Here is a 14977-nt window from a genome sequence, read left to right as displayed (position 1 = left end):
CTGGTAAGGGGCAGCGAGATGATCGAGGCAGTCGGCCTGACCAAGCGCTACGGCGCCAAGACCGCCGTCGAGCAGTTGTCCTTCCAGGTCAAGCCGGGACACGTGACGGGATTCCTGGGGCCCAACGGCTCCGGGAAGTCCACGACCATGCGCATGATCCTCGGCCTGGACCGGCCCACGTCCGGTCATGTCACGATCAACGGCTTCCCCTTCCGGGAGCTGCCGAACGCCCAGCGGCACGTCGGCGCCCTCCTCGACGCCAAGGCCGTGCACGGCGGCCGCCGGGCCCGCACCCACCTGCTGTCCATCGCCCAGCTCTCGGGGATCCCGGAGAAGCGGGTGGACGAGGTGCTGGCCGTCGTCGGCCTCCAGGACGCGGCCCGGCAGCGCACGAAGGGCTTCTCGCTCGGCATGGGCCAGCGCCTCGGCATCGCCACGGCGCTGCTCGGCGACCCCCAGGTGCTCCTGTTCGACGAGCCGGTCAACGGGCTGGACCCCGAGGGCATCCTCTGGGTCCGCAACCTCATGCGCCGGCTCGCCGCCGAGGGTCGCACCGTCTTCGTCTCCTCGCACCTGATGAGCGAGATGGCACTGACCGCCGACCACCTGATCGTCATCGGCCGCGGACGGCTGCTGGCCGACATGGGTACGCAGGAGTTCATCGCGCACAACTCGGCCGGATTCGCTCGGGTACGTGCGGCCGACACCGATCCCGATGGCCGGGACGCGCTGGGTTCAGCCCTCACCCGGGCGGGCGGCCGGGTCCTCCAGGAGCCCGACGGAGCACTGCGCGTGACCGGACTGGAGCTTCCCCGCATCAGCGACCTCGCGCACACGGCCGGCGTACGGCTGTGGGAGTTGTCCCCGCACCGGGCCTCGCTGGAGGAGGCGTACATGCGGATGACCCAGGCCGACGTCGAGTACGCCTCCACCGAGGACCCTCGGGCCGAGTTGTGGGAGGAGGACCCGCTGGCCCTCCCGGCCTGGGAGGACGAGCAGGCGGCCCCCGAGGTCCCGCAGGCGGGCTTCTTCGCCCCGCCGCCGCCCGGAGCGGGCGGCAGGCCCTTCCTGATGCCCAGCAATCCCGGCGAGCTCGCGAGCACCGCCAAGGACTCCCCCGAGGACACCCGATGACCCCGACGACCACGACGCCGGACCGGCCGCGGAGCTACAGCTCTCCGTTGCCCTCGCCGCGGCCGCACCTGGGGCACGCCCTCGCCTCGGAGTGGACCAAGCTGATCTCGATCCGCTCGACCCTCTGGACGCTGGGCGCGCTCGTGCTGACCGTCGTCGGCGTCGGGATGCTCTTCGTCTCGCAGACCTCGGACCGGGACTACGAGTCGATCTCCTTCACCACCCCCGCCCTCTTCGGCCTGATGGTCGGCCAGGTCGCCGTGATGGTCCTCGGCGTGCTGACCATCTCCTCGGAGCACGCCACCGGACTGGTGCGCACGACGTTCACCGCCGCCCCGGACCGCTTCCGCGTCCTGACCGCCAAGTACCTCGTCTTCAGCGTCACGGCCTTCGTCGCCACCGCGCTGTCGGTCTTCGTGGTCGGGATCGCCGCCTCCCTCGCCCACGGCGGGGCCGCCGCCGGCCCGCACACGGCCGACGAGTGGCTGGGCGCCGCGGCCGGCTGCCTCTACGTCACCCTGCTCGGCGTGCTCGCCCTGGCGATCGGTGCGATGGTGCGGCATTCGGCGGGGGCGATCGCCGTCATGCTCGGCCTGGTCACGCTGCCGCCGGTCCTGGGCGCCATGCTCATCGTCTGGGAGGCCGTGGCCCCCATCGGGCGGGAGATCCTCCAGCGCAACGTGCCGGTCGCGCTGAGCCAGCTGTTCGGCATGCAGGAGGGCGGCGACCTGGGCGCTACGCCCAGCAACCTCTCCAACGTGCTGATCATCGTGCTGATCACGGGAGCGACGGTCGCCGCCTCGTACGTGATGGTCGGCCGCCGGGACGTCTGACGGAGCCGGCGCCGGGGTCAGTACCTCGGCGCGTTGCGGGACCGCTGCACCTTCGTGGTGCGGCGGTCCTTCGCGTTCCAGCAGGCCTTGTGCCAGTGCCGCCGGTCGTCCACGCCGCCGTACTCGGGCCAGGCCACCAGGTGCGGGGTGCCGGAGGGGATCTCCTGGTCGCATCCGGGGCACCGGTAGCGCTTGCCGGCCGCGCTCGCGCCCGCGACGTGTCTGACCTTCCAGTCCTCGCCCTGGTACTCCTCGGTGCGCTCCAGCCCGAAGCGGTCCAGGCCGACACCGGGGCGGTCGTCCGGGTTCTCGCCGCCCCTGGGGCGGTTGTGGCGCGGTGACACGTATACCTCACGGATGAGCCGACGGCAGTGACTTTCTTCCAGACTACGCGCAGCGAGGCCGGGTACCCGCAGGGTGTCCATGGGGAGGACGGGCCGATGGCCGGCACTGGCCCGACAATCCCAATAACTTTCGTGTCAGCCCGTGCCTTTGGCACGTGTCAGACGTTGTTGCCATAGGAAGAACCGGTCCACCTGGGGGAGGCCGCGTCAGCCGCGAGGAGGATAAAGGCGATGCGCGTAGGAGCGTTTGTACTGGCGGCCCAGTTCCCTGGCCAGGGGCAGGGCGAGGCACTGCACCGGGCAGTGCGGACCGCGGAGGTGGCCGAGGAGGCCGGGCTCGACTCGGTCTGGCTGGCCGAGCACCATTTCGTCCCGTACGGGGTCTGTCCGTCGGCGGTGACCCTGGCGGGCCTGCTGCTGGGTCGGACCCGTCGGCTGCGGGTGGGCACGGCGGTGAGCGTGCTGCCGAGCACGCACCCGGTCGCCCTGGGGGAGCAGGCGGCCCTGCTGCACCTGGCCTCGGGCGGCCGTTTCACCCTGGGGGTGGGACGCGGCGGGCCGTGGGTGGACCTGGAGGTCTTCGGCGGCGGCCTGGACGCCTACGAGAACGGCTTCCCGGAGTCCCTGGACCTGCTGCGGCGTTGGCTCACCGAGGCCCGGGTGGGTGCCGCCGGCGAGCGGTACGCCTTCCGCGAGGTGGCCGTCGTACCACGACCCTCGGAGGCGCTGGACGGCGACGGGTCGGGCCCGGAGATCATCGTCGCCTGCACCTCACCGTCGTCGGTGCGGGCGGCCGCGCAGCGCGGGCTGCCGATGCTGCTGGGCATGCACTGCGGGGACGAGAACAAGGCCGAGATGGTCGCGCTGTGGCGCAGCACGGCGCTCGCGGCGGGCCACTCCCCCGAGCACGTCGCCTTGGCCGGGCACGTCTCGGCCGGGGTGTGCCAGATCGCGGACGGCACCGCCGACGCGCGCGAGACCCTGCTGAAGTCCATGCCGGGCTGGCTCAGGCTGGGCCTGGACGCACACGTGACCGTGGACGGCCGCGTGCGCGCGATGCGGGATCCGGTCGCCTACACGGAACTGCTGTGCGACCTTCATCCGGTGGGCACCCCGCAGCTGGCGGCGGACCGCCTGGCGGCGACCGCCGCACGCACGGGGATCACACGCTTCGCCCTCCTGACGGAGGGCTCGGGAGATCTCGCCGCGACGGAGGAGAACGTACGACGGCTCGGCGCCGAAGTCCTGCCCCGTCTCGGCTGAGATCTACCGGCTGCGGCCCTGCTCAGCAGTCCCGCAGTTCGGGCGACTGGTTGAGCAGCTGGCCACGGATCGAAGTGAACTTGGCCAGCCGGTCGTCCACCGAGGGATCCAGCGGGAAGACCGCCACCCGGTGACAGTTCTGGAATGCCAGACGCACTCCGAAGTGCCGCTGCAGCGCACCGCGTATCGCGTCACTCGCGAGTGCGCGCAGCAGTTGCCCACGCGCCTGCTCGTCGGGCGGCGGCGTCTGGTTGTCGGCGAACTGGCCGCCGTCCACCTTCAGCTGGGCCACCAGCGAGCTGATCATCTCCCATGCGTAGGGCAGGGAGGTCCGGACGCAGTCGACGAAAGCGGCTTCGTCGACCTCGCCTCGCTCGGCCTGTTCGAGTAGGGCCGGTGAGACGTCGAGCGACATGGGTTCTCCTCTCGCGACCCCGGCTGACTGGTTGCCGGAGTCTTACGGGCAGGGAAGGAGATCGCGACGCAGAGTGCACGCTCGACAACCTCCCGCTCACCACGGTAGGCGCCCACTGGGTGACGCACCAGGAGAATGCGCATACAACGCGCCATCGGCGAACGGGGCTTTCAGGGGCGAATCGCGTGGAGGGCAGTAGGTCGAGTAGCGTTGCCGACCATGCGTCTCGTGATTGCCCGCTGCTCCGTCGACTATGCGGGCCGGCTCACCGCCCATCTGCCCTCGGCACCCCGTCTGATCCTCGTGAAGGCCGACGGCAGTGTCTCGATCCACGCGGACGACCGGGCGTACAAACCGCTCAACTGGATGTCGCCTCCGTGCACCCTCAAAGAGGGGAGCGGGGACGACGCCGGTGTGTGGACGGTCGTCAACAAGGCGGGCGAGAAGCTCATCATCACGATGGAAGAAGTGCTCCACGACTCCTCCCACGAGCTCGGCACGGACCCCGGGCTCATCAAGGACGGCGTCGAGGCGCACCTCCAGGAACTGCTCGCCGACCGCATCGAGACGCTGGGCGAGGGCTACACCCTGATCCGGCGCGAGTACATGACGGCGATCGGCCCGGTGGACATCCTGTGCCGGGACGCCTCGGGCGCGACGGTGGCCGTGGAGATCAAGCGCCGCGGCGAGATCGACGGCGTGGAGCAGCTGACCCGCTACCTGGAGCTTCTCAACCGCGATCCGCACCTGGCCCCGGTCCGCGGCGTCTTCGCCGCGCAGGAGATCAAGCCGCAGGCGAAAGTGCTGGCGACGGACCGCGGGATGGACTGCGTGGTCCTGGACTACGACGCCCTGCGCGGCATCGAGGACGACAAGCTCCGCCTGTTCTGATCCCGTTCGAAACGACACGGCTCCATCCGCGAGGACGGAGCCGTCGGCGTTTCAGGGGGTGGCGACCGGCGAGGTGGCGGTCGCGGTGCCGGTGCCCGCCCCGGCGCCGGTGGGCGACGGCGCGGCGGTCTCCGTCGGCTGCGGCGTCGGCGCCCCGGTGGTCGCCGGGGCCGAAGGGGACGTCGGGGCGGGCGAGTTCGGGGTCGTCGTGGCGGGGCGCCGGGTCGGGGTCCGGCCGGGCGGCGTCGGAACCGGGGCCGGCGGGGCGAGGCTCACGCCAGGGGCCTGGGTCGTGGTCGTGGTCGTGGTCGTCGAGCCCTGCGAGGGAGCCGTGGCGGGCTGCTCCGGCGCGGGACCGTGCCCTCCGGTCTCCGGGGCCGCCGTCGGTGTCGCGGAGGCCTCCGGGGTCGAGGACACGGCCGGCCCCTGGGCAGGCGGCTCACGGTCCGGGGAGCTCATCGCGAAGCTGACGACGGTGCCCAGCGCGACCGCGGTCAATGCTCCCGCGGCGGCCAGCAGCACGAGCTTGCGGCGGCCGGCGTCCCGGCCGGGCGGCGCCGGAACCGGGGCCGGCGGCACCGGGGAAGCCGCGTCCTGCTTCGGTGCCATCGGGAAGGCGTCCTCGAACACCGCCGACAGCGTCGTGGGCGGCTCCGGGCTCTCGGTCACCGGTACCACCGGAGTCATCCGCGTGACCGCCTCGGAGGAGACCGGGACCACGGGAACGGCCGCGGCCGGCGGCGGGGCCGGGAGGGCCGGGGCACGGCGGGTGGCCGCGGACGGCCGGACGGCGGGGGTCCTGCGGGCGACCGGGGTCACCACGGTCGCCGCCTCGGCGGCCGGGCCCGGCGCCTCGGCGGCCGGGATCGCCACCGTCACGGCCTCCGGGGCCTCCCCGGGAGCCTCGGGCGCCTCCAGTCGCAGCGGGGGCGACGCAGCGGCCCCGGCGAGCTCACGGTCCACCACCAGCGCCAGCGCTCGTCTACCCGCCACCGTGCCCCGCTTGTCGGCCAGCGCGCCCCGCAGCCCGATCGAGGTCTCCAGTTCGGCGCGGGCCCGGTCGAGCCTCCCCTCGCACAGGGCGAGCACCCCCAGCTCGTGGTGGAAGTAGGCCTGTTCGGCCACCTCCCCCGCCTTGCGCGCGGCTTCCGCTCCCGAGCGCAGCACCCGCTCCCAGGCCTCCCAGTGCAGTGAGGCCGCGAAGGCGGGGGCGGCCGTACGCGCCAGCACCGCCGCGGCCACCACGTCCGCGCCGGCCAGCGCCGCGAGCACCGCGTCCGCTTCCCTTCCCACCCGCTCCGGGACCACCGAGGCGTGCCCGGTCCACCAGGCGTAGTGCCGGGCAGCCGTACGGGCCTCCTCCGCCGCGGTCTCCCCGTAGCCGGCCTCCTCCAGCTGGCGGGCGACGCCGGCGGCCAGCCGGTAGCGCGTCCCGACGGGCGTCAGCAGGCCGCAGGCCAGCAGTTCCGCCACCGCGGTGTCGGCGTGGGTGTCCCCCACGAGCGCCGGCAGGTGGGTGTGGTGCGGCAGTTCGCCGCCCAGCGCGCACGCGATCCGCAGTGCCGCCCGCGCCGACTCGCTGACCCGCGACGCCAACAGCTCCGCCGGGGCGGCGCCCTCGGCGAGCGTCGGCAGGGGCACCGCCGCGCTGTCGCGCGGGCGCTCCTCGAAGACGCCCGGCTCCTCCTCGTCGTCGTCCTCGTCGCTGTGGTTGAGCTCGTCGCGTTGGCGCAGCATCGCGGCGGCCTGTACGAAGCGCAGCGGCAACCCCTCCGAGGCGAACCGAAGGTCGTCCGCCCAGGCGGTCTCCTCCTCGGTCAGCGGTCGTCCGACGCCCGCCTCCAGCAGTGCTGCGCAGTCGGCCTTGCCGAGGCCGGTGAGGAAGACCTCTTCGACGTGGGATTCGTCGGAGGGGGCCTTGGTGTCGGGGGTGGCCGCCAGCAGGTAGGCGCACTCGGGGGTGGCGCGCAGCAGCTCGTCCAGAGCGCTGCCGCCCATCTCCAGGTCGTCGAGGAGGACGACGGCCCCGATCTCGCGCACGCGGGCGAGGAGCTCGTCCTGTTCGGGGCGTTCGCGGGGCGCCTCGTAGACCGTCGCGCAGAGCGCGTGCAGCAGTTCCCCGGGCTGCTGATGTCCGTGGCCGCTGAGTCGTACGACGCCGTCGGGCGCGACGCCCGCGCACCGGGCGGCGACGGCGTCCAACAGCGCGCTGCGCCCGGATCCGGAAGGGCCGGTCAGGCGGACGGAACGGCCGCGGCCGAGGAGCCGTACGAGCCGCTCCAGTTCCTCGTCCCGGGCGAGCAGGGGCCGGACGGGTATCGGGTCTCCCGGCAGTACGGGCGGCCGGGCCTCGGCGTCCCGGGCCGCGCGGGCGGCCGGGGTGCGCCGGGCGGGGCGGGCGCGTTCGGTGCCGGGCCGCAGCGGTTCGATCTCGCTGCCGTCGACCGGGTTGACGGTGAGGGTGAAGTCGCCGGCGGTCAGGGTGACGACCCGCGCGGGCCCACCGGCCCCCGGGGCCGGCGTCGCACCGGCGCCGGCGGCACGCTCGTCCCGCTCGCCGTGCCCGTGTGTACGGTCCATGACCCAGTCCCCCGATCGCGGGCCGCGCGCCTCGCCGTCGTACCGCCCGGCCGTCGCGCACCCGCTGTCGCCACTGGTCCGGTTTCCGCCCGAACCCTAGACCGTGGCCGGTGGTGCGGGAAACCGCAGGGACTCGATCACCACCGGACCGTTACTTTCCGCAGGAAATGCAAAGGTCAGCGGCTTGCGGGTCAGACCCGGGGAAGGGACTCGGCTTCCAGGCCGCCCTCGATCGCGAGGATCCGGTGCAGCCTGGTCGCCACGAGCAGCCGCTGCATCTGCGGCGGCACCCCGCGCAGGACGAGGCGCCGCCCAGTCCGGCCGGCCCTCCGGTGCGCTCCCATGATCACGCCGAGTCCGGTCGCGTCCCAGGAGTCGAGCCCGGTGAGGTCGAGCACGAGGTCGCCCTGGCCGTCGTCGAGGGCGGTGTGCAGGGCCGTACGGGCGTCCGCCGCGCTGCGCACGTCGAGGCGTCCCCCGACAGCGAGTTCGGCGTGGTCGCCCCTGATGTGCATGTGTACTCCCGGCAGTACTGCGTACGTATGGCAACTGGCCCGTGGTCGGCAACTCTCACTGCAACTGACTGCCGCGCGGGCAGGGAAGTTGCCGACCGTGAGCGAACCGATACCTAATTCACCCTGACGGGTGACGGCATTCGAACGATGGCGCTCAGTGGCGGGACCGTTCTCAGTGCTTGTAGAAGCCCTGGCCGCTCTTGCGGCCGATGTCCCCGGCGTCCACCATGCGGCGCATGAGCTCCGGCGGCGCGAACTTCTCGTCCTGGGACTCGGTGTAGATGTTGCTGGTGGCGTGCAGCAGGATGTCGACGCCCGTGAGGTCGGCGGTGGCCAGGGGGCCCATCGCGTGCCCGAAGCCCAGCTTGCAGGCGATGTCGATGTCCTCCGCGGACGCCACGCCCGATTCGTACAGCTTGGCGGCCTCGACGACCAGCGCGGAGATCAGACGGGTCGTCACGAAGCCGGCGACGTCGCGGTTGACCACGATGCAGGTCTTGCCGACGGACTCGGCGAACGCCCTGGTGGTGGCCAGGGTCTCGTCGCTCGTCTTGTAGCCGCGGACCAGCTCGCACAGCTGCATCATCGGGACCGGCGAGAAGAAGTGCGCGCCGACGACCCGCTCCGGACGCTCCGTCACGGCCGCGATCTTGGTGATCGGGATGGCGGAGGTGTTGGAGGCGAGCACGGCGTCCTCGCGCACGATCTTGTCGAGGGCGCGGAAGATCTCGTGCTTGATCTCGATCTTCTCGAAGGCCGCTTCCACCACGATGTCGACGTCGGCGACGGCGTCCAGGTCGGTGGTCGTCGTGATGCGGGCGAGCGCCGCCTCGGCGTCCTCGGCCGTCAGCTTGCCCTTGGAGACGAACTTGTCGTACGAGGCCTTGATCCCGTCCGTGCCCCGGGTCAGCGCGGCGTCGGTGACATCGCGCAGCACGACGTCCCATCCCGCCTGAGCGGAGACCTGAGCGATCCCGGAACCCATGAGTCCCGCACCGATGACGGCGAGCTTCCCAGCCACTGCACACCCCTCGTTGTTCTCAAATACGGCACGGCTTCACAGCCACTCCGGCGGAGACTAGCGCCCGGGGGGTGCGGTGTGACCGCGAAGTAACACGCGTCACGTCTCAGATGACGGACATCACACCGGTACGGCCCATGAGCGGTGCGCTGCCGCACAGTTCACCCGCCGCCGCCGTCGCCGCCCGTCCGGCGGGCCCGTCTACCCTGGCCGCATGGTGAACCTCACGCGCATCTACACCCGGACCGGCGACAAGGGCACGACCGCCCTGGGCGACATGAGCCGCACGGCCAAGACCGACCTGCGGATCTCCGCGTACGCCGACGCGAACGAGGCCAACGCGGCGATCGGGACGGCCATCGCGCTGGGCGCGCTCCCCGCCGAAGTCGTAAAGGTCCTGGTGCGGGTGCAGAACGACCTGTTCGACGTGGGCGCGGACCTGTGCACCCCCGTCGTCGAGAACCCCGAGTACCCGCCGCTGCGCGTGGAGCAGTTCTACGTCGACAAGCTGGAGGCCGACTGCGACCTCTTCCTGGAACAGGTGGAGAAGCTGCGCAGCTTCATCCTGCCCGGCGGCGCCCCCGGCGCGGCCCTGCTGCACCAGGCGTGCACCGTGGTCCGGCGCGCCGAGCGGTCCACGTGGGCGGCGCTGGAGGTGCACGGCGACACGATGAACCCGCTCACCGCCACCTACCTCAACCGTCTCTCCGACCTCCTGTTCATCCTGGCCCGGGTGGCCAACAAGGAGGTCGGGGACGTGCTGTGGGTGCCGGGCGGCGAGCGGTAGCTCGGGGCGCCCTACCGGGTCCGCGCGAGTGGGGGCTGGTCCTCCGCCTCGGCGTCCGCGGGCGCCTTCGGCGGCCACAGCGTGTAGCCGACCGCGACGAGCGCGTGGAGGGCGACCGCCCGCAGGGCGCCGGACTGCCACGCCCGCAGCGAGCTGATGTCGCCCGCGTCGCCCACGTACCAGATCGCCACCTGGAGCAGGCCGGCGCCGATCGCGGCGGCGAGGACCGTCCGGGTCCACAGCCTCCACTCGTGCGCGACCCGGGCCTTCCCGTGGCCGGCACCCGCCGGCCTGGGGCCTCCGGCCAGCCGGTGGGCGGCGTGCCCGTCGAGCCACTTGACCGTGTAGTGGCCGTAGGCGACGGTGTAGCCGATGTAGAGCGCGGCCACGCCGTGCTTCCAGTCCGGCTCGGCGCCGTTCTTCAGGTCCATCGTGGTGACGACGAGCAGGACCAGCTCCATCACCGGCTCGCACAGCAGGACCGCGGCCCCCAGCCGGGGCATCCTCGCGAGGTAGCGCAGGGCGAGTCCCGCCGCCAGCAGGACCCAGAAGCCGATCTCACAGGCGATGATCAGCGTGACGATCACGGGGGGCCTCCGTCCGCTCGGGTTGGCCGTTCGCCTCAAGGCTCCCGTCCGCCGCCGCCCGATGCGTCGTCGCGAATGACCATGTGCGCCTGCACCCTTCGATGTACCCGCACCTCGGCCGCTCCGCCGAGGTGCGGGGCGCGTACACCCTGTTGGATGGCAACGTGACCGAGAAGAGCCTGCGCCCGCACCGTGACGACGTCCTCCTCGCGGTGGTCAGCGTCGCCGCGGGCCTCGTGTTCTGGTCGCTCGGCGTCTACAGCAGCCCCCACCGCACCGCTCTGCCGGCCTGGGCCGCCCTGGTGCCCCTCGTGGCGCTCGGCGCGATGGAGCTGCTGCGCCGCACCGCGCCGCGGACGATCCTGACCGTCGGCACGGTGGGGGTGGTCGCCGACCAGTTCACCGTCGGCAGCCTCGCCACCGTCATCATCTTCACCGACCTGATGTACGCCGCCGTCGTGTACGGGGAACCGGCCATGGCCCGGCGGCTCCCGGTGACCACCGGCCTGATCACCGTCGTGGTGACCGTCGCCTCGCTGGCCTGGTTCCGCACCCCGCAGGCCCTGCTGGTCGGCGCGATCACCGGCATCGTGAGTTTCGCCCCGGCACTGACCGGGGCCACCCTGCGCAACCACCGCGAGGCCGCCGAGGCGGCCCGGCTGCGTGCCGAGCAGACGGCTCTGCTGGCCGAAATGGACCGCAGCCAGGCCGTGGCCGCCGAGCGCGCCCGGATGGCCCGGGAGCTGCACGACATGGTGGCCAACCACCTCTCCGCGATCGCCATCCACTCCACCGCCGCGCTCTCCATCGACACGGTCGCGACCAGCCGTGACGCGCTGGGCGTGATCCGCGAGAACAGCGTGCAGGGCCTGGCCGAGATGCGCCGCCTGATCGGACTGCTGCGGGATGCCGGGGGCGACCGGGAGGCGGTCGCGGTGCCCTCGCTGGACGGCCTCGACGCCCTGATCGGGCAGGCCCGGTCCAACGGCTCGGCGAGCGGGCTGGCCTTCGTGCTGCACGACGACCGGCCGCCCGGGGAGCCGGCCGCGGCCCCCGTGGAACTGGCGGCGTACCGGATCGTCCAGGAGTCCCTGACCAACGCCCTCAAGCACGCGGCCCCCGGCACGGTGACGGTCCGCGTGGCGCGCAAGGACGGACTGCTGAGCGTGGTGGTCGACTCGCCCTGCGGGGACGGCCCCGGGCCCCGCGCACCGGGCTCGGGGGCCGGGCTGATCGGCATGAGGGAGCGGACGGAGCTGCTGGGCGGGCAGTTCACAGCGGGCCGGACCGGTCCCGTGTGGCACGTGCGGGCGATCCTGCCCGCCGAGGAGAAGGCGGTGGAGTGGTGACCATCCGGGTGGTGGTGGCCGAGGACCAGGCCGCGGTACGGGCCGGGCTGGTGCTCATCCTGCGCAGCGCGGGCGACATCGAGGTGGCGGGCGAGGCGGCCGACGGGGAGGAGGCGGTGCGCCTGGCCCGGGAGCTGCGGCCGGATCTCGTCCTCATGGACGTACAGATGCCCCGGCTCGACGGGGTGTCCGCGACCCGCCAGGTGGTCGAGGAGGGGCTGGCGGACGTGCTGGTGCTGACCACCTTCGACCTCGACGCGTACGTCTTCGGAGCGCTGCGGGCGGGCGCCTGCGGCTTCCTGCTGAAGGACGCGGACGCGGCGGAGCTGCTGGAGGCGGTACGGACCGTCGCGCGCGGGGAGGGTCTGATCGCCCCGGCGGTGACCAGGCGGCTGATCGCGGAGTTCGCGGCGCCGCGTCCGGCGCGGACCGCTCCGGCGCCGGAACGGGCGGCGGCGGTCGCCTCCCTCACCCCGCGCGAGCGGGAGGTGCTGGGTGCGCTCGGCCAGGGGTTGTCGAACGCGGAGATCGCCGACCGCCTGGGCATGGCGGAGGCGACGGCGAAGACGCACGTCAGCCGCCTGCTCGGCAAGCTGGAGCTGCGCAGCCGACTTCAAGCTGCCGTGCTGGCGCAGGAGTTGGGGATCTAGCGGACGAGGGACACACCGGTCTGGACCTCTTGACGGTTGGTCCAGACCTTTCTACTCTCACGGCAACACTGTGGTGAGCGTGCCATGACAAAGCGTGCTCACGGGCGGCGCAGGTCCCACCCCCATGTCGACGTCGGCCCCACGACCGCGACGGACCTACGGAGGATCACCCTTGAGCACAGCATCCCCACCCCCCACCAGGCGCACCCGGTTCTTCACGAGAGTCGCGGCCGTCGTCGCCGCGCTCGCCCTGCCCGTCACCGGGCTCGTGGCCCTGGCCGGCCCGGCCCAGGCCGCCGCGTCCGCGACCGCGACGTACACCAAGGTCTCCGACTGGGGTACCGGCTTCGAGGGCAAGTGGGTGGTGAAGAACACCGGCACCACCACGCTCAGCAGCTGGACCGTGGAGTGGGACTACCCGGCGGGCACCTCGGTCACCTCGGCCTGGGACGCCACCGTCACCGGCTCCGGGACACACTGGACGGCCAAGAACGTCGGCTGGAACGGCACACTCGCCCCGGGGGCCACGGCCAGCTTCGGCTTCAACGGCGCCGGGTCGGGCGCTCCCAGCGGCTGCACGATCAACGGCGCCTCCTGCGACGGCGGCACCCAGCCCGGCGACACTCCCCCCACGGCCCCCGGCGCGCCCGCCGCGAGCAACGTCGCCGACACCTCGCTGACTCTGACCTGGACCCCGGCCACCGACGACAAGGGCGTCAAGAACTACGACGTCTACCGAGGCTCCGCCAAGATCGCCACCGTCACCGGGACCACGTACGCGGACTCGGGCCTGACCAAGGGCACGACGTACACGTACAGCGTCACCGCCCGCGACACCATCGACCAGACCGGCCCCTCCTCGGGCTCCACCACGGTCACCACGACCGGCGGAGTGATCCCCCCGGACCCGGGCGACAAGGTCAAGCTCGGCTACTTCACCAACTGGGGCGTCTACGGACGCAACTACCACGTGAAGAACCTGGTCACCTCGGGTACGGCCGGAAAGATCACACACATCAACTACGCCTTCGGCAACGTCCAGAACGGCCGGTGCACCATCGGTGACGCCTATGCCGACTACGACAAGGCCTACACCGCCGCCCAGAGCGTCGACGGGGTCGCCGACACCTGGGACCAGCCGCTGCGCGGCAACTTCAACCAGCTGCGCAAACTGAAGAAGCAGTATCCGAACATCAAGGTGCTGTGGTCCTTCGGCGGCTGGACCTGGTCCGGCGGCTTCCCCCAGGCCGCCGCCAACCCGACCGCCTTCGCCCAGTCCTGCTACGACCTGGTCGAGGACCCGCGCTGGGCCGACGTCTTCGACGGCATCGACCTGGACTGGGAGTATCCGAACGCCTGCGGCCTGTCCTGCGACAGCAGCGGCCCGGCCGCCTTCAAGAACTTGATGCAGGCCGTGAAGGCCCGGTTCGGCGCGAACAACCTGGTGACCGCGGCCATCACCGCCGACGCTTCGGACGGCGGCAAGATCGACAAGGCCGACTATGCGGGCGCCGCGCAGTACACCGACTTCTACAACGTGATGACGTACGACTTCTTCGGGGCCTGGGCGGCCCAAGGCCCGACCGCCCCGCACTCCCCGCTGACCTCGTACGCGGGCATCCCGCAGGCCGGCTTCAACTCGGCCGACGCCATCGCCAAGCTCAAGGCCAAGGGCGTGCCCGGCTCCAAGCTCAACCTCGGCATCGGCTTCTACGGCCGCGGCTGGACGGGCGTCACCCAGGCCACCCCCGGCGGCACCGCCACCGGACCGGCCCCGGGCACGTACGAGCAGGGCATCGAGGACTACAAGGTGCTCAAGAACAGCTGCCCGGTGACCGGCACCGTCGCCGGCACGGCCTACGCCAAGTGCGGCAGCAACTGGTGGAGCTACGACACGCCCGCCACCATCGCCGGCAAGATGACCTGGGCCAAGCAGCAGGGCCTCAGGGGAGCCTTCTACTGGGAGTTCAGCGGCGACACCGCCAGCGGTGAACTCGCGAACGCGGTCCACACCGGACTCCAGTAGGCAGACGGAAGCCGGGGAGACGGGTCCGCCCCCGTCTCCCCGGCTTCTTCATGCCTTCACCCGATACCCCGCAGGGGTGCAACGCCCCGGTCCCGGACCGGCTCAGGCGACGTTCACCCGCTGGCCGGGCGGAGCCGCCTCCAGCCACGCCAGGAAGCCCGTCAGTGCGTCCTCGCTCATCGCCAGCTCCAGGCGGGTCCCCTGGTGGAGACACCCGAGCACGACGGCGTCGGACAGCAGGGCCAGCTCCTCCTCGCCCTCCGGGGCGCGGCGGGCCAGCACCTCGATGGAGCTCCGCTCCAGCAGCCGGCGCGGGCGCGGGGAGTACGAAAAGACCCGGAACCAATCGATCCGGTCTCCGCTGTAGCGCGCGACCCCGTAGACCCAGCCCTTGCCCGAGACGTCAGGCTCCTCCGCCACGCCCCAGCGCATGCTGCAGTCGAAGGTCCCGCCGGACCGCTGGATCAGGCGGCGGCGCAGTCCGAAGACGAACAGCCCGATCACCACCAGGGCTACGACCAGGCCGCTCACAAGCAGAGCGAGGAGCATCTTCACCGACCTCCTCGCTCATCGAATACGCAT

General features: G+C 72.2%; 15 protein-coding genes. 8 read left to right on the top strand and 7 right to left on the bottom strand.

Annotated features, from left to right (window positions below):
- Nucleotides 1–18 precede the first annotated feature (18 nt).
- Together R4Z63_RS22730 and R4Z63_RS22725 are read left to right on the top strand one after the other, a co-directional pair.
- A complete protein-coding gene (locus R4Z63_RS22730) occupies nucleotides 19–1134 on the top strand; it encodes an ABC transporter ATP-binding protein (RefSeq protein ID WP_037927966.1) in 1116 nt (371 codons plus the stop codon).
- Nucleotides 1131–1967: an ABC transporter permease gene (locus R4Z63_RS22725; protein ID WP_037927963.1), complete on the top strand. Its 837-nt coding sequence runs from the start codon at nucleotides 1131–1133 to the stop codon at nucleotides 1965–1967. The genes R4Z63_RS22730 and R4Z63_RS22725 overlap by 4 nt, the downstream gene beginning before the upstream one ends.
- Nucleotides 1968–1984: 17 nt before the next feature.
- Here the strand turns inward: R4Z63_RS22725 and R4Z63_RS22720 are convergent, their stop codons facing one another.
- Complete coding sequence (locus R4Z63_RS22720; protein WP_037927959.1) at nucleotides 1985–2311, bottom strand: Rv1322 family protein; 327 nt, start codon at nucleotides 2309–2311, stop codon at nucleotides 1985–1987.
- A gap of 231 nt (nucleotides 2312–2542) precedes the next feature.
- On the opposite strand from R4Z63_RS22720, the gene R4Z63_RS22715 reads away from it, so the two are divergent.
- The gene (locus R4Z63_RS22715) at nucleotides 2543–3574 is read left to right on the top strand and encodes an LLM class flavin-dependent oxidoreductase (protein WP_384445511.1); all 1032 of its coding nucleotides are present in this window, start codon (nucleotides 2543–2545) and stop codon (nucleotides 3572–3574) included.
- A 22-nt stretch (nucleotides 3575–3596) separates the two neighbouring features.
- On the opposite strand, the gene R4Z63_RS22710 is transcribed toward R4Z63_RS22715, so the two are convergent.
- Entirely contained in the window at nucleotides 3597–3989 is a 393-nt protein-coding gene (locus tag R4Z63_RS22710) for an SCO5389 family protein (RefSeq protein WP_030660337.1), read from the bottom strand.
- A 219-nt stretch (nucleotides 3990–4208) separates the two neighbouring features.
- Between R4Z63_RS22710 and nucS the strand changes: the two genes are divergently transcribed.
- Nucleotides 4209–4880 carry an endonuclease NucS gene (gene nucS / locus R4Z63_RS22705; protein WP_030660334.1) on the top strand — a complete coding sequence of 224 codons (672 nt, stop codon included), beginning with the start codon at nucleotides 4209–4211 and terminating at the stop codon, nucleotides 4878–4880.
- A 51-nt stretch (nucleotides 4881–4931) separates the two neighbouring features.
- On the opposite strand, the gene R4Z63_RS22700 is transcribed toward nucS, so the two are convergent.
- The 3 genes from R4Z63_RS22700 to R4Z63_RS22690 all read right to left on the bottom strand — a co-directional run bounded on the left by R4Z63_RS22700 (nucleotide 4932) and on the right by R4Z63_RS22690 (nucleotide 8996).
- Entirely contained in the window at nucleotides 4932–7460 is a 2529-nt protein-coding gene (locus R4Z63_RS22700) for an ATP-binding protein (protein WP_384445509.1), read from the bottom strand.
- Between the two features lie 191 nt (nucleotides 7461–7651).
- Nucleotides 7652–7975: an STAS domain-containing protein gene (locus R4Z63_RS22695; RefSeq protein ID WP_030386930.1), complete on the bottom strand. Its 324-nt coding sequence runs from the start codon at nucleotides 7973–7975 to the stop codon at nucleotides 7652–7654.
- Between the two features lie 172 nt (nucleotides 7976–8147).
- The gene (locus tag R4Z63_RS22690) at nucleotides 8148–8996 is read right to left on the bottom strand and encodes a 3-hydroxyacyl-CoA dehydrogenase family protein (RefSeq protein WP_037927951.1); all 849 of its coding nucleotides are present in this window, start codon (nucleotides 8994–8996) and stop codon (nucleotides 8148–8150) included.
- Nucleotides 8997–9210: 214 nt separating this feature from the next.
- On the opposite strand from R4Z63_RS22690, the gene R4Z63_RS22685 reads away from it, so the two are divergent.
- A complete protein-coding gene (locus tag R4Z63_RS22685) occupies nucleotides 9211–9783 on the top strand; it encodes a cob(I)yrinic acid a,c-diamide adenosyltransferase (protein ID WP_037927948.1) in 573 nt (190 codons plus the stop codon).
- Nucleotides 9784–9794: 11 nt separating this feature from the next.
- On the opposite strand, the gene R4Z63_RS22680 is transcribed toward R4Z63_RS22685, so the two are convergent.
- Entirely contained in the window at nucleotides 9795–10370 is a 576-nt protein-coding gene (locus tag R4Z63_RS22680; protein WP_384445506.1) for a hypothetical protein, read from the bottom strand.
- A 101-nt stretch (nucleotides 10371–10471) separates the two neighbouring features.
- Between R4Z63_RS22680 and R4Z63_RS22675 the strand changes: the two genes are divergently transcribed.
- The 3 genes from R4Z63_RS22675 to R4Z63_RS22665 all read left to right on the top strand — a co-directional run bounded on the left by R4Z63_RS22675 (nucleotide 10472) and on the right by R4Z63_RS22665 (nucleotide 14395).
- On the top strand, nucleotides 10472–11719 hold the full coding sequence (locus R4Z63_RS22675) for a sensor histidine kinase (protein ID WP_078557007.1): 1248 nt from the start codon (nucleotides 10472–10474) through the stop codon (nucleotides 11717–11719).
- Nucleotides 11716–12369, top strand: coding sequence for a response regulator (locus R4Z63_RS22670; RefSeq protein WP_037928623.1), 654 nt, complete (start codon nucleotides 11716–11718; stop codon nucleotides 12367–12369). Before R4Z63_RS22675 ends, R4Z63_RS22670 begins: the two co-directional genes overlap by 4 nt.
- Before the next feature lie 124 nt (nucleotides 12370–12493).
- On the top strand, nucleotides 12494–14395 hold the full coding sequence (locus tag R4Z63_RS22665; RefSeq protein WP_384445503.1) for a glycosyl hydrolase family 18 protein: 1902 nt from the start codon (nucleotides 12494–12496) through the stop codon (nucleotides 14393–14395).
- Nucleotides 14396–14497: 102 nt separating this feature from the next.
- Here R4Z63_RS22665 and R4Z63_RS22660 read toward each other — a convergent pair whose 3' ends face one another.
- Nucleotides 14498–14944, bottom strand: a complete 447-nt coding sequence (locus R4Z63_RS22660) for a DUF2550 domain-containing protein (protein WP_037928621.1) — start codon at nucleotides 14942–14944, stop codon at nucleotides 14498–14500.
- Nucleotides 14945–14977 lie beyond the last annotated feature (33 nt).

The organism is Streptomyces sp. PL-29, from assembly GCF_058344425.1.
The sequence above is the reverse complement of the archived record's forward strand: the minus strand, read 5'-3'. Positions and strand labels throughout refer to the sequence as shown.

Excerpts from the sequence above, each read along its gene's own strand:
- R4Z63_RS22685 (WP_037927948.1), top strand. The coding sequence starts at position 9,211 with ATGGTGAACCTCACGCGCATCTACACCCGGACCGGCGACAAGGGCACG.
- nucS (WP_030660334.1), top strand. The coding sequence starts at position 4,209 with ATGCGTCTCGTGATTGCCCGCTGCTCCGTCGACTATGCGGGCCGGCTC.
- R4Z63_RS22710 (WP_030660337.1), bottom strand. The coding sequence starts at position 3,989 with ATGTCGCTCGACGTCTCACCGGCCCTACTCGAACAGGCCGAGCGAGGC.
- R4Z63_RS22675 (WP_078557007.1), top strand. The coding sequence starts at position 10,472 with ATGTACCCGCACCTCGGCCGCTCCGCCGAGGTGCGGGGCGCGTACACC.
- R4Z63_RS22660 (WP_037928621.1), bottom strand. The coding sequence starts at position 14,944 with ATGCTCCTCGCTCTGCTTGTGAGCGGCCTGGTCGTAGCCCTGGTGGTG.
- R4Z63_RS22700 (WP_384445509.1), bottom strand. The coding sequence starts at position 7,460 with ATGGACCGTACACACGGGCACGGCGAGCGGGACGAGCGTGCCGCCGGC.
- R4Z63_RS22725 (WP_037927963.1), top strand. The coding sequence starts at position 1,131 with ATGACCCCGACGACCACGACGCCGGACCGGCCGCGGAGCTACAGCTCT.
- R4Z63_RS22695 (WP_030386930.1), bottom strand. The coding sequence starts at position 7,975 with ATGCACATCAGGGGCGACCACGCCGAACTCGCTGTCGGGGGACGCCTC.
- R4Z63_RS22665 (WP_384445503.1), top strand. The coding sequence starts at position 12,494 with ATGTCGACGTCGGCCCCACGACCGCGACGGACCTACGGAGGATCACCC.
- R4Z63_RS22715 (WP_384445511.1), top strand. The coding sequence starts at position 2,543 with ATGCGCGTAGGAGCGTTTGTACTGGCGGCCCAGTTCCCTGGCCAGGGG.
- R4Z63_RS22730 (WP_037927966.1), top strand. The coding sequence starts at position 19 with ATGATCGAGGCAGTCGGCCTGACCAAGCGCTACGGCGCCAAGACCGCC.